Origin of the sequence: Synechococcus sp. Cruz-7E5, assembly GCF_024345995.1 — a bacterium.
Lineage (GTDB): Bacteria > Cyanobacteriota > Cyanobacteriia > PCC-6307 > Cyanobiaceae > Regnicoccus_A.
The window spans coordinates 346,159-359,264 of sequence record NZ_JAGQCE010000001.1 but is presented as its reverse complement, the minus strand read 5'-3'; the positions used below and the strand labels follow the sequence as shown (position 1 = coordinate 359,264).

General features: G+C 66.5%; 9 protein-coding genes. 6 read left to right on the top strand and 3 right to left on the bottom strand.

Annotated elements, in window-relative coordinates:
- The first annotated feature begins 250 nt into the window (after nucleotides 1–250).
- Both KBY77_RS01735 and KBY77_RS01730 read left to right on the top strand, forming a co-directional pair.
- The gene (locus tag KBY77_RS01735) at nucleotides 251–1,885 is read left to right on the top strand and encodes a DUF3370 family protein (protein WP_255101883.1); all 1,635 of its coding nucleotides are present in this window, start codon (nucleotides 251–253) and stop codon (nucleotides 1,883–1,885) included.
- 20 nt (nucleotides 1,886–1,905) lie between these two features.
- Entirely contained in the window at nucleotides 1,906–2,952 is a 1,047-nt protein-coding gene (locus tag KBY77_RS01730; protein ID WP_255101882.1) for a J domain-containing protein, read from the top strand.
- Nucleotides 2,953–4,038: 1,086 nt separating this feature from the next.
- On the opposite strand, the gene apcD is transcribed toward KBY77_RS01730, so the two are convergent.
- A complete protein-coding gene (gene apcD, locus KBY77_RS01725) occupies nucleotides 4,039–4,533 on the bottom strand; it encodes an allophycocyanin subunit alpha-B (protein ID WP_255101881.1) in 495 nt (164 codons plus the stop codon).
- Nucleotides 4,534–4,654: 121 nt separating this feature from the next.
- On the opposite strand from apcD, the gene rlmD reads away from it, so the two are divergent.
- Nucleotides 4,655–6,055 (top strand): 23S rRNA (uracil(1939)-C(5))-methyltransferase RlmD, encoded by a 1,401-nt coding sequence (gene rlmD, locus KBY77_RS01720; RefSeq protein ID WP_255101880.1) that lies wholly within the window; start codon nucleotides 4,655–4,657, stop codon nucleotides 6,053–6,055.
- Between the two features lie 42 nt (nucleotides 6,056–6,097).
- Here the strand turns inward: rlmD and pheT are convergent, their stop codons facing one another.
- Complete coding sequence (gene pheT / locus KBY77_RS01715) at nucleotides 6,098–8,584, bottom strand: phenylalanine--tRNA ligase subunit beta (RefSeq protein WP_255101879.1); 2,487 nt, start codon at nucleotides 8,582–8,584, stop codon at nucleotides 6,098–6,100.
- 110 nt (nucleotides 8,585–8,694) lie between these two features.
- Between pheT and rpmG the strand changes: the two genes are divergently transcribed.
- The 3 genes from rpmG (at nucleotide 8,695) to KBY77_RS01700 (ending at nucleotide 11,244) form a co-directional block, all read left to right on the top strand.
- Nucleotides 8,695–8,889 (top strand): 50S ribosomal protein L33, encoded by a 195-nt coding sequence (gene rpmG, locus KBY77_RS01710; RefSeq protein ID WP_006171446.1) that lies wholly within the window; start codon nucleotides 8,695–8,697, stop codon nucleotides 8,887–8,889.
- A gap of 74 nt (nucleotides 8,890–8,963) precedes the next feature.
- Nucleotides 8,964–9,185, top strand: a complete 222-nt coding sequence (rpsR, locus tag KBY77_RS01705; RefSeq protein WP_094553902.1) for a 30S ribosomal protein S18 — start codon at nucleotides 8,964–8,966, stop codon at nucleotides 9,183–9,185.
- Nucleotides 9,186–9,219: 34 nt separating this feature from the next.
- Nucleotides 9,220–11,244: a ribonuclease catalytic domain-containing protein gene (locus KBY77_RS01700; protein ID WP_255101878.1), complete on the top strand. Its 2,025-nt coding sequence runs from the start codon at nucleotides 9,220–9,222 to the stop codon at nucleotides 11,242–11,244.
- Here KBY77_RS01700 and KBY77_RS01695 read toward each other — a convergent pair.
- Complete coding sequence (locus KBY77_RS01695; RefSeq protein WP_255101877.1) at nucleotides 11,241–13,079, bottom strand: FAD-dependent oxidoreductase; 1,839 nt, start codon at nucleotides 13,077–13,079, stop codon at nucleotides 11,241–11,243. The genes KBY77_RS01700 and KBY77_RS01695 overlap by 4 nt on opposite strands.
- Between the last annotated feature and the right edge of the window lie 27 nt (nucleotides 13,080–13,106).

The following is a 13,106-nucleotide window of genomic DNA, read 5'->3' as shown; positions in this document are numbered from 1 at the left end:
GAGCGGTCCACCCCATATGCGCCGTCTCCTCCTCGATGGGGCCACGGAGCAGGTGCCTGCGAGACCTCGCCCCAGTCAAGGGTCCTGGCCCAGCGGCTGCGGAAGATGCCACCGCAAAACCGAAACACCGTCCCAGCAGAGAATCAGAGTGAGAAGATTTGGTCCCATTGGTCTCGCTGCGATAGCCACCCTGTCCGGGGCCGGCGCGGTTCTGGAGGCACCTGCTGCTAGGGCCTCATACGTGCAGCTGATGGCAGGGCAGGCAGCGCGCCCTCTGCAGGGGCGTTTCAACGCCGTACCGGTGCTGCACTCCAACCAGCCGGAAGAGGTGTTCGGCCCGGGCATCCTGGTGAACACGGCCCCCGGATCAGCAGTGGCCAGGGAAACCGGTCAGAGACTCAGCAACACCGAATTCACTTTCAACGGTGAATTCGGGTTGCACATGCATCACAAGTATTACCCCGAAGATGCCACCCGCCTCGGCTACGGCCTGGTGCGTGGGCAGCTCACCCTGGCCACGATCGTGATGAATCCCGGCTCCAGGCCGGTCACGCTCCGCTTCGACCGTGGCGCTGTGCGCAACAGTTTCGAGGCGCCCTATCTGGCGAATCACCTGATGGGGGTCAAGCCCCTGGGTCCGAGGCCCTGGAATACAGGGCCTGGCGATGCCACAGCTGTGATCATGCTGCGCAATCAGCTTGATCCCAAGCTGCCCGAACGATTCACGATTCCAGCCAACAGCCGGGCCGTTCTGTTCCACACCCGGCTTCCCGCCCGTGGCATTGCCAACGGCCTGCTCAGCGGCCGCAGTGATGGTCCTTTCCAGATGGCGGTTGTGGCCGCTGAGGATCCACGTACCGACTCCGATCTGTTGGCTGTTCTCGACCAGGGTGTACTGGCTCCAGGCCGGATCTATCTGAGCATGCTCCCCAAGATCCAGAATCGCCAGGTGTTTTCCAGGGTCGGTGGGGTGGCCCTCGGCGATGCCTTCCAGGCCAGCATCAACCACGATCTCAACCAGGGCCCTCTGCATGTGCCCTTTACCAGCACCAATCGCCACCATTTCGGCACCAGGGATATCCAGGTGAATCCCCTGGCCAGCCGCATGGTCGATTCCTCTCTCGACAACGTGGGCACATACGGCGTGCGCTTCGATGTCGAGATGAATCTGAAGGGCTCAGGCTTCCATGACCTGGTTTTCAGCCATCCCACAGCCAATGGTCGTCAGTTCACCGCGTTTCGCGGATCGATCGGGATCGAAACCGACGAGGGCTATCGCGAAGTTCATGTGGGCATGCGCTCCGGTGAAAGCCTCTCCCTGAGTTCGTTGAACCTTCGCCCCGGTGTCAACAACCGCGTCAAGGTGAGCATGGTCTACCCGGCTGATGCCACCCCGGGTCATCTGCTCAGCGTCGTGCCTGCCTATCAGCTCGCCCAGCTGCGCGAGCGGGAACGCCAGGTTGAGATCGCCCGAGCTGCTGCTGCCGAGGCGGCAGCAGCAGCCAAGCGCAAGACCACTCCAGCGGCGGCCCCGCCGGCGGTCGCTGGCGGTCAGAGGCCTGCGGCTCCAGCCGCCGCAGCCCGCCCTGCCCAGACCATCACCCCCGCTCCGACTGCTCCTGTCCGTCGACCTGCCAAGCCCGCCAGCGCCCGGCCCACACCGCCCCCACCGCTGCCGCGGCCCGCGATTGTGCCTGCCTGGTTGCCGCCGCTGCCACCGCTGAGGCTGCTGAACCAAACGCCTGCAGGCTCATCCACCGTGGCGGAGGTGCCCATGGGCACATCCACTCCGGCCTCCCCCCAGGAGACTCAGACGCTGCGGAATCGCTACAACGAGGCCGCCAAGGTCCAGCAACGCTTTCTCAGGCAGTTGATGAGCCGTTAGCCCGACCTGAACAGGTTGCCGTGCCCCCCGACGACACGAAGGCGGATCGCCAGAGAATTCAGCTGATCCTCCCCGTCGCCCAGGTGGAGCAGATCGATGAGCTGTGCAGACAGCTGGGTCACCGCAGCCGCGGGGCTCTGCTTGAGCGCCTGCTGGACGATCTCTTCCCCAACGCCGACGCTCTGGAGGAGGAGAGAGAGGAGGATGAGGCCGGGGTTGAAGAGGAGCTGGATGGCTGCCGGGCCCTGGTGCTGGTCACCGAGCAGGCGGCCGAGCTGCTCACACTTGATGCAGGGGATGGAGAGCCTCAGTTTTCAGATCAGCCCTCACTCCAGCTGTTGGCCAGATCTCCCAGTCGCGCGCTGCCCAAGCAGCCCCGTGACGTCGCGGGTTCGGCCGGCATTGATCTGCCCGGCTTCGTGCGTCAGTCGTCGGCGAGGCTGAGACGCAGCCTGCATCCACCGCCTGCCACTGCCCGAGAACCGCTGCCCTCAGTGGATGCTCCTGAACTGGATCAGGCGTTGGTTGCTGTTGATGAGCATTGGCTCAGCCTCTACGGCACGGCCGCAAACGAGGCGGTGTTGGAGGCGGCCATGCTCTGGCTGGCCCGCGATATCTGGGCTCAGTCGGATCAATCGGAGGGGAGGCCGTTCACCTGGACCTTGATGGAACAGTGGATCAGTGGCTTCGTGAGTGGGTGGTCGCCTGGACCGCCCAGGTTCAACCGGGTGATCGTGGCCGCTGGCTTGCTTGAGGATCCCTTCAGCACCGGCACACTCACGTTGCGGATCCCCACCCTGATCCGTCGCTTCGTGCATCGCTTCCGCCGTCGACGTCAGGGAACTTCCTTCCAGAGCCTGGAGCACACGATGACGTTGCATGGCGCGTTGAAGGTGCTGGCCCTGCCGACGGCCCCGGGCCACCAGCTCAGTCTCAACCAGATCCGTGAGGCCTACCGCGAGCAGGCCATGAGCCACCACCCCGATTCAGGAGGCAGCGCCGACGCGATGCGCCGCCTCAATGAGGCCTATCAATTGCTCAAGGAGCTCTACCGCCGGCCGGCCTGAACGGGGCGCCAAAGCTCTCGCGAGCATCTCAGCTAAGACTCTATATGAGTCTCTGTAATCGTCTCGGATGAGAAATGCGAGCTGCTTCCAGGAGTGTTGGCGAGATCGAGGATTCCGCTCTTCGGCTTGGTGATCGCTCGATCGCATTCTGTTTTGTGGTTGCTCAATCTCCTCCTGAGCGCCACCAGGGCATCAGGCGCTTGGGCGGGGTGTTCTTTTCTTTTCGGCAGCAGTGCCTGTCCAGCTGCGCTTGGACACGAAGTCCAGGGCCTGTGGAACTGCTGAAAAGCCAGTCATAGCCAGCTTCAATCTTTCTGCGTACCTGCTGTAGACACAGGTACGCCATCGATTCTGGCTGCATGAACAGTGCCCTGCTTCCTGGGGCGATGCTGAAATCACGCCTTTCGAGACGAGCCAAGCCCGAGCTCAGCCTCCTTCTGGATGATCTCGAGTGAGAAGCAGGATCAGACCAGTCCTTGGTCTCGGTATGGACTTGTTTGTCCAGTTCAGGACGCAGAATAGGTCTTGAATTGCGACACGGATGAATTTCATGAGTGACCTCCTGCTCCCCCGCTGAAAATTGCTTTGGCTGCGGGGTCTGGTTAAGCGGTTGCCGTTCAGAGGACGCTCCTGGCGGCAGGTCCATCCTGTTGGACCAGTCGTGATGATCTTGTATGCGTCCCGCTCTGGGGCTTGGTTCTGGTCAATGCTGAGACGACCTAGATAGTTCTCAATGGAGCGATGAGGGTTTGCGGGAGGGTCGGCAGGGGCTGGTTGTGATGTTCGATCTCCTGGGGCTGACATCAGCAGGGCGCTGAAGCCAATCCCTGGCGTCTCATAAGAGCCCAAGATCAAGACTCATGCTTAGACCATGGTGAGACTCCTGGCATGACTGGTGGATCTCGCACAGCCCGATCGCACTCCATGAATGAGGGGCTATGACCTGTATCCCCAAGGGTGACTGCATCCCCTGGGGTGAATGGGTGCCCATCATTAAGAAGTCAGGCCAAATCGACTGACTGACCTTGAACGTTTTAGTCGGGCGTCGGAAAGCCCTTGAAAAAAAAGATGCTGCTGCCCCCAGGCTCAGAGAGGGGTCTGCATACCCTGGATCAGGTAGTCGAAGTAAGGGGAAGCGCTGGCGGCGTCATCGGTGCCGAGCAGGGCCAGGGAAGCTTCCTTCAAGGCTCGCATGCTCTCGACCATGCCGGCCATGGGCACACCGAGGCTGTTGTACATCTCACGGGCCCCGTTGAGGCCGATCTCCTGGATCTTCTCGGTGCTACCAGCCAGTACGCCGTAGGTGACCAGGCGCAGATACCAGCTGAAATCACGCAGGCACTGGGCCCGCTGCTTCTGGCCGTAGGCATTGCCTCCCTGGGCCACGTACTCGGGCTTGCGGGAGAAAAGGAGGCGCGCGGCCTCGTCGACAATCTTTTTCTCGTTCTCCGTCAAGGCCCTGGCCACGCGAATGCGCTGGGGACCGCCAGAGAGGTACTGCGCCATCGAGCGGAGCTCTCCGCCGCTGGGATACCGCAGCTGATCATCGGCTTGGAGGATCAGATCCCGAACGACGCTCATCGAGGACACCAGGCGCCAGATCACTTTATCGATCCGGGAACCCCCTTGCCGGAGGACGTCTTCAGATGTAACGCCCCTTTGCATCTAGGGTTTGCTCAACGTCCAAAGCGCTCCGATCCCGATGGGACTTCCCTTGCCGGTCCCAGGAACGGACCTGGATCTGTGCATTTCCGGTCTCAACCATCACGGCCAGGGTGTGGCGCGCATCGCCTCCGATGAGGAGACGGCTCCCGACCTGGTGGTCTTCGTGCCCGATGCCTTACCGGGGGAGCGGGTGCGTGCCCGGGTGCACCACAAGGCCCAGCGCCATCTGGTGGCCCATCCGCTCGAGCGGCACAACGATGCCCCTGAGCGGCGTCAGCCCCCCTGCATCCTTGCCTCCGACTGCGGTGGTTGCGGCGTGCAGCACCTCAGCGATCAGGCCCAGCTGGCCTGGAAGCAGGAACTGGTCCAGCAGGCCCTGCGCCGCATCGGCGGTCAGACTCTTGAGGTGGAGCCCATCCTGGCCTCAGCCACCCCCCTGGGGTATCGCAACCGCACCACGATCCCCCTGGAGCGCTGTCCCGATGGGCAATTGCGGGCGGGTTTCTACCGCAGCGGCACCCACCGGATCGTGAACATGAACCGCTGCCCGGTTCTCGATCCCCGCATCGATTGCCTGATCGCTCCGCTCAAGCGCGATCTGGAGCAGAGCGACTGGCCTGTGGATGTGGATCTGACTGAGGGCGGCGGCCTTCGCCACCTGGCCCTGCGAGTCGGGCACCACAGCGGTGAGGTGCTGCTCACTCTGATCAGCAGCCACAGTGACCTGCCCGACCTGGCGGCCATGGCGGAAATCTGGATGGAGCGCTGGCCTGAGCTGGTTGGCGTCGGCCTCAACATCCAGCCCCTGCCCACCAACACTCTGATGGGACCGCGCACCCTGGAGATTGCCGGTCGTCCCTGGCTGAACGACAGCTTTGCGGGCCTCGAGCTCCGGATCGGTCCCGACACCTTCTTCCAGGTGCACACCGCCCAGGCCGAGCGCCTGGTGCCCCTGCTGATCGAGGCCCTACTCCCTGCCCCTGGCCGCCGCCTCGTCGATGCCTACTGCGGGATCGGCACGTTCAGCCTGCCCCTGGCCGCCGCCGGTGCTCGGGTGCTGGGCCTGGAGCAGCACCCCTCCAGCGTGGAGCAGGCCCGGCTCAACGCCGGACTCAACGGGCTCAATGGTCTGACCCTTGAGGCCGCTGATGTGGCTCTGGCCCTGCCCGAAGCCCTGGAGGGAGCCCACGGGCTACTGCTCGATCCGCCCCGCAAGGGTTTGCCGGAGCGGGTCTGCGAAGCGATCCTGGCCGCACCGCCCGAGCGGGTGGCTTACCTGAGCTGCAACCCGGCCACCCTGGCGCGCGACCTGGCCAGGCTCACGGCCCCGGGAACCCTGCGTCTCCTGCGGGTTCAGCCGATCGACTTCTTTCCCCAGACCCAGCACGTGGAGGCCCTCGCCGTGCTGGAACGCACCTGGGAAACCCCCGCTGACTGAGCCATCGGGGTGCAGTGGTGCAGTGGAGTGGAAGGACCAGCCCTAGGAACGCCTGGCGGCTCCGAACTGCTTCTGAAGGGCGCCCAGGATCTTCGTGTGGGCCTGCTCCACCTCCGACTCGGTGAGAGTGCGGCGGGCGTCGCGGTAGCGCAGCCGGAATGCCTGGCTGGCGTTCCCCGCCTCCACCTGGCTGCCCTGGTAGCGATCGATCAGTTCCGCTGATTCCAACAGGGGTTTGCCCGCCTTGCGGATCGCGCTCAGCAGCTGGGCGGCGGTGACGCTGTCGGGCACCACCAGGGCCAGGTCGCGCTCGGAGGCCGGCACGGTGGCGAAGGGAGCGAAGGCTGGCTGCCAGCGGTTGCGCCGGGTTGCGGCGCTGAGCAGCGGTATCAGAGCGAGCTGGAACAGGTGGGTGGCCTCCGGCAGATCAAGGGCCTCCGCCCGCTCAGGATGGAGTTGTCCGAACCAACCGGCCACCCGGCCCTCCACCAGCAGCTCGGCGGCCCGACCGGGGTGGAGCAGGGGATGGTGGCTGGTGGCGCGGTCCTCGCAGGGAATCTTCAAGGTGGCCAGGGCCTGCTGCAGAACACCACGGGCTTCGAAGTAGTCGGGGCTGCGCCCCTTGCCGGCGCTGCTCCAGAGTTCCGAGCGCCGCTCGCCGCAGAGCACTCCGGCCAGCTCGCTGCGCTCGATCAGGCTGTCCGACTCGATCTGGAAGACACGGCCGATCTCGAAGGCCCAGAAACCGGGCATCGAGGCCTGCAGGTTCCGGCGAGCTGCCAGCAGCAATTCATCCAGCAGGCTGTCGCGCAGATGGCCGTAGTCGGTTAGAAGGGGATTGGTGAGCCCCAGCCTTGGCGAATGCTCAACCAAACCCTGGGCAGGCACCAGCGAGAAGGCACAGGTTTCCTGCAGCCCGGCGTGACAGAGCGCTTGCCTCAGCCACCGCTCCGCCTGCTGGCCGGCCTCGAGTCCGCCCGGTTCGATCGGGTCGGGCAGGTGGCTGGCGAAGTGGTCGTAGCCCACGAGCCTGGCCACCTCTTCGATCAGATCCACCTCTCTGGTGAGGTCCATCGATCGTGACGGGGGCACCGTCACCAGCCAGCCCTCTTCATCGGCCTGCAGGTTGCAGCCCAGGGCGGTGAGGGTCTGCTCGATGCGGCCTTCGGCCAGATCTTCTTCCTGGCCGTCGACCAGCACCGGACCGAGCAGGTTGTGCAGGGCATCGCGGCGCAGGCGCATGGGATCGGCCGGCTGATGGGGCCGCTGGTGCAGCCAGCGGCCCTGCACCCGGGCGCCCGCCAGGTTCTGGAGCAGCTGCACGGCCCGGTCGGCGGCCAACAGGGTGACTTCGAGCGGGAGTCCTTTCTCGAAGCGGGCGCTGGCGTCGGTGCGCAGGCCCACGCTGCGGGCACTGCGGCGGACGGCCTCGGCGCTGAACATCGCCGCCTCCAGCCACAGGGTCTCGGTGTCTGGTTGCACAGCCGTTCCGGCACCGCCGATCACCCCGGCCAGGGCGATCGGCTGGTTGGCGTAGGTCACCACCAGCGCTTCGGGGCTGAGTTGATGGCTGGAGCCATCAAGGGCCTCAAAGGCCTCAGCTGCATGGGCGGAGCGCAGCCCGAGGTCCGCCGGATCTGCCACCGAATCGGCCGCTGCATTGGCCGGACGCCCCCCCAGCACCGCCAGTCGGCCCTGGTCGAAGGCATGCAGGGGCTGACCTGTTTCCAGCATCACCAGGTTGGTGATGTCGACCACGTTGTTGATCGGCCGCAGGCCGGCCCGCTCCAGGCGACGTTGCAGCCAGGCAGGGGAGGGCTCCACACGCACTCCTGTGAGGGCAGTGAGGCTGAACAGGCCGCCGGTTTCGATCGCCGCCGCGCTGGCCGGCTCCACCGGCAGCGGCTCGGCGGGGATCACCGGCGCGGCGGGGGGCAGGCTGAGCTGGCCGCCGGTCAGGGCGGCCACTTCGCGGGCGATGCCCAGCATCGAGAGGCCATCGGGGCGGTTGGCTGTGATCGCCAGCTCCAGCACCTGGTCGTCGAGGCCGAGGGCTGCCGCCACCGGGGCTCCCAGCGGGGGCACTGTCTCCAGCAGCTCATCAAGCACAGCGATGCCATCGGAGCTGTCGGCCAGACCCAGCTCCTTGAGGGAGCAGATCATTCCCGTGCTGGCCACGCCCCGAAGTTCGCTGGCCTGGATGGTCAGATCCACCGCACTTAGGTGGGCCCCCACCAGGGCCACGGGCACATGGATTCCGGCGCGCACGTTGGCGGCCCCGCAGACCACCTGGAGCAGCGGTTGATCTGAGCCCGGAGGGCTTACCCGCAGCTGACAGACGCTCAGCCGGTCGGCATCGGGGTGGGGCTGCCTGTCTTCTACATAGCCGACGACCACGCCCTCGGCCTGGCTGGCGAGGTCGTCGATCGCCTCCACCTCGAAGCCGGCGATAGAGAGGCGCTCGGCGAGCTCCTGAACCGGTTCATCACAGGAGACAAGTTCCCGCAACCACTGGAGCGAGACCCGCATCCGCCTGCATCAATCAACGCCCAGATCCTAAGGATCGGAATGCCGGAGCACGGCGGGGTAAGGTGTCGGATTGTCATTACGCCTCGCATCAAGCGGCGCACGTCCTTCCTATGGCCAAGAACAAGGGCGTCCGGATCGTGATCACTCTCGAGTGCACCGAATGCCGGTCCAATCCCGCCAAGCGCTCTCCTGGGGTGTCCCGGTACACCTCCCAGAAGAATCGCCGCAACACCACCGAACGGCTGGAGCTGAAGAAATTCTGCCCTCACTGCAACAAGAGCACGGTCCACAAAGAGATCAAGTGAGGTCACAGGGTCATAGCCCTCGGCACTGACCCCAGCAGCTCGCCCTTCCGTTCCCCGTCCGTTTCCGCCAACCCATGTCCAGTTCCTTTTTCAAGAAGCGCCTTTCACCGATCAAGCCCGGTGATCCGATCGACTACAAGGACGTCGATCTGCTCAAGAAGTTCATCACCGAGCGCGGCAAGATCCTTCCTCGTCGACTCTCAGGTCTCACCGCCAAGCAGCAGCGAGATCTCACCAACTCCGTCAAGCGGGCCCGGATTGTGGCGCTGCTCCCCTTCGTGAACCCCGAAGGCTGAGCGGCCCTTCCCCTGCCCTTGCGGAGCACGGCATTTGCAACCGGGAGATCTGGTCGGTCTGATCGGCTCGAAAGGGCCTGAACTTGCCCTGATCGAGGCCATAACTGGCAGCCGTGCCCGCCTCAGGACCGGCTGGGAAGGCAAGTCCCAGACCATCCCGATGCGACAGATCGATCTGCTGGCTGCCTTGCCAGGGGTCCACGAGCCGCCGACACGGCTGGAGCAGCCGCCCTGGCAGCTGGTGCCATCCGCCTTGGCGGCTGCATCACCCGGCCGCCGTGATCTAGGGGCGGCATGGCTTCTGCTTGTGGAGGCACCCCCTGAGGAGGGGATCGGCCTTGACGAATTCACCGAGCTGGTGGCGGGCTCAGACAGTCCGGCTGTGCGGGCCGCCTGCTGGTGCTGGCTGCAACAGGGCGAGCAGCACTTGTTCCGCTGGCGTCAGGGCAGGGTGCACCCCCGTTCGCTGCACGATCTGCGCCAGCTTCGCCACGATCGGTACCGTCAGGTGCTGGAGGAGCGGCGCCTGCAGCAGTGGCACGACCTGCTGCGGCAGCGCACCCCCCTGAATCCTGCAGAGCTCGATCCAGCCCAGACCAGGCAGCTGCAGCAGTTGCTGGCCTTCGCCGGCGGCGAGATCGATGATCTGCCCGATCCGGAGCTGCGCCGCTGTCTGCAGGCGGCCCACTGCGCCATCGAACCCGGTCCGGTGCGCCGCCTGCTGGTTGACCTGGGCCAGTGGCAGCCCCATGCCCTCCCTTCCCTGCGCAGCAGCGTCTGGGAGCAGGGGTTTGATTCAGCCCTGCTGGAGGAGGCCGAGAGGCTGCTGGCCCAGGCCGAGCTGGAGCTGCCCGGAGATGAGAGCCGCCGGGATCTCACCGCCCTGCGGAGCTACACCATCGATGACGCCGACACCGAGGAGATTGATGACGCCGTTGCGCTGGAGTCGCTGGCTGGCGGCGGCTGGCGGCTGTGGGTTCACATCGCCGATCCGGGGCGGCTGGTGGCGAGCGGCACCCCCCTCGATCTGGAGGCCAGACGACGGGCCTCCAGCCTCTATCTCGCTTCCGGGGTGGTGCCGATGTTCCCCTTGCCCCTGGCGGTGGGTCCCTTCAGCCTGCGCCAGGGGCAGCGCTGCGCCGCCTGGAGCTGTGCGATGGAGCTGGCCGACGACGGCAGCGTGGCCCGCCATGAGCTCGTGCGCAGCTGGATTCGCCCTACATACCGCCTCACCTACAACGATGGCGATGCCCTGATCGATCTGGCCCCGCCCGAGGAACCTGACCTCGCCCAGCTGCAGCGCCTGCTCGAGCGCCGCCGCCGCTGGCGTGAGGCCCAGGGGGCTCTCTCGATGGAGCAGAGCGAAGGACGGATCCGCTGCAAGGGCGACCACGCCGAACTGGAGATCACCGATCCCTCGCCGGCGCGGGCCCTGGTGGCGGAAGCGATGATCCTCACGGGTTCGGTGGTGGCCTCCCATGCCGCCGAGCTGGGCCTGGCCATGCCGTTCCGTGGCCAGCCGGTGAGTGAGTTGCCGCCCGAGAGTGAACTCCAGGCCCTTCCGGATGGTCCCGTCCGCCACGCGGCCCTGCGCCGCTGCCTCAGCCGCGGCAGTACGAGCGCAGCGGTCAGCCCCCATTTCAGCCTGGGGTTGCCGGCTTATGTGCAGGTCACCTCGCCGATTCGTCGCTACGCCGATCTGGTGGCCCAGCGGCAGCTGGCCGCCAGCCTGGCCGGTCAGGAGCCCCTCGAGGCGACCCAGATGGAGGAGCTGCTCAAAGAGCTTGATCCGGTGATTCGCGAGGGGATCCAGATCAGCCGAGAGGACCAGCGCCACTGGCAGCAGGTCTGGTTCGAGCAGCACCGGGGTGAGCGCTGGCAGGCGATCTTCCTGCGCTGGCTCCGGCCCCAGGACCGCCTGGCCCTGGTGCACTTGGAGGCCCTGGCGATGGATCAGGCCGTGCGCGCTCCTGAGTCGTGCCAGCCAGGGGATGCGCTCACCGTTCAGGTCCAGCAGGTGGATTCCCTCTCCGATCTGCTGCGGCTGGAGGCCCGTTAGGGCGGCGCCGATCCCGCCTCCAGCCGCGACACCCTCAGCCAGGGACCCCAGGGATTGGCCACACCGATCAAGCGCACTGGCCGCGCAGCTTCCTGCCGACGCAGCCAATGGTGCAGACCCGGCTCCAGGGTGATCAGCGGCCAGGGGCGACCATCGCCCATGAGGGTGTATCCCCCGGCTCCATCAGGCACCAGGGTGCCGGCGAAGGCTTCTTCATGGGGTTCTTCCGGCGCATGGAAGGGACTGGGCGGTTGGCTGGCTGCCAGGTTTCCCCGTGGCTGCAGCCGCCCGGGATCCTGCAGAGCACGGCGCTGGCGCTGCTTCCAGTCGGGATGGTGCCAGGGGGTGTCCCAGAGGGGCATCGGCCCGGCCGGGGCCACCGGGTCGCTGATCAGTGCCTCCTGCAGAAGCCGCACGTCGAGGGTGGCCGCCGCCGTGCCGGAGGCGACGCAGAGGGCCGCCGCTGCCCCGGCGGCCTGGCCGATGTTGAGGATCAGCGGCTGCAGCCGGGTGGCGCCGTTGGCCATGTGACTGCAGCTGATGGCCTTGTCGGCCGCCAGCAGATTGTCGAGATCGGCGCTCACCAGCGCCCCGTAGGGAACCATGAACGGCGTGCCGCTCCAGCGGCCACCCCAGCGGCAGCTCTTGGCGGCCAGGGGCCAGTCTTCGCCGGGGTAGTGGTGATCGTTGGCGTAGTTGCCCACGGCAATGGCGCTGCAGCGGCCCTCTCCATCGACAGGGATCGGCCCGATCCAGGCCCCGTTGTCGTCGGAGCTGCCCTTGGTGCCGGCCGGGATCAGGGGAAGCAGATCCTGCTCCAGCACCAGGCTGTGGCCCACCATTCGCCGCCCTTCCCGCCAGTAGGGCATCAGGGCCAGGGCTGAGGGGCCTGCCAGCTCAGAGCCGCCCCCGGCGGTCTCAGGGAACACACGGGCCGGCTGCAGCCAACCGCCGGATGCCTCCCGCAGCGCGGCCAGAAACGCCAGGCTGTGCTGCTGCATGGCTTGTTCCAGCTCCGCCTGGTCGCCGGGATCGGCGCTGAAAGCCCGCTCCAGGCCGTCGTGCCAGTCGTTGCCATGCAGCGGCCAGTTGAGCATCACCAAGCCCCCGGGCAGGCGGCCGTAACTGAGGGTGCGCTCCAGGCCGAATGTCTGGGTGGCCCGCTCGAACGGGGGAGCTGGGGTGCCAACTGCAGGGCAGGGCCCGTCCGACTCCTGCGCCAGCACCACCCAGGTGGGGGACTGCACCGGCTGGAGCTGGAAAAAGGGATCGTGCTCCAATCGTTCGCGACTGGGGGCGCTGGGTTCATTCCAGTCGTCGCTGGCCTCCCAGCCCAGGCGAAAGGGTGCCTCCGCCAGGGGCAGCAGATCTCCGCGATCGCTGCCGTCGATGGCGAGCTGCAGGGCCAGCCGCACCAGCTCACCCCGGTGCTCCAGAACCAGGGCCGTGAGCCGGGGGCCGGAGCGCTCCAGCTGCTGCAGCCGGCAGCCGCTCCACCAGCGCAGCCGGGGCTCGGCGTCCACCCAGCCACGCAGCACCCGCTCGGCGCTGGCGGGCCGCCAGCCGAAACAGCTCACCCAGTTCTGGTCGAGACCTTCGGGCTCCTGCCGCTGCAGGGCTCGCAGCAGCGCTCCCCAGAGCCCGCTCTGCCAGGGGCTGAGTTCGTTCCCATCCGGAGCGCAGACCCCCGCCGCACTCACCATGCCCCCCAGCCAGGGCCCTGGCGTGAGCAGGAGGGTGTCGGCGCCGCCCCGGGCAGCCTGGAGGGCAGCGGCCACTCCGCCGCTGCCGCCACCCCAGACCACCACGGCCGCCTGATCCTCTCGTGCTCCCATCTGGGTGGCTGACTTCGCGACCCCGAT

What these genes read in the sequence shown, in the direction of transcription:
- KBY77_RS01735 (WP_255101883.1), top strand. Translation starts at nt 251, where the DNA reads ATGGCAGGGCAGGCAGCGCGCCCTCTGCAGGGGCGTTTCAACGCCGTA.
- apcD (WP_255101881.1), bottom strand. Translation starts at nt 4,533, where the DNA reads ATGAGCGTCGTTCGGGATCTGATCCTCCAAGCCGATGATCAGCTGCGG.
- rlmD (WP_255101880.1), top strand. Translation starts at nt 4,655, where the DNA reads ATGGGACTTCCCTTGCCGGTCCCAGGAACGGACCTGGATCTGTGCATT.
- pheT (WP_255101879.1), bottom strand. Translation starts at nt 8,584, where the DNA reads ATGCGGGTCTCGCTCCAGTGGTTGCGGGAACTTGTCTCCTGTGATGAA.
- rpmG (WP_006171446.1), top strand. Translation starts at nt 8,695, where the DNA reads ATGGCCAAGAACAAGGGCGTCCGGATCGTGATCACTCTCGAGTGCACC.
- rpsR (WP_094553902.1), top strand. Translation starts at nt 8,964, where the DNA reads ATGTCCAGTTCCTTTTTCAAGAAGCGCCTTTCACCGATCAAGCCCGGT.
- KBY77_RS01695 (WP_255101877.1), bottom strand. Translation starts at nt 13,079, where the DNA reads ATGGGAGCACGAGAGGATCAGGCGGCCGTGGTGGTCTGGGGTGGCGGC.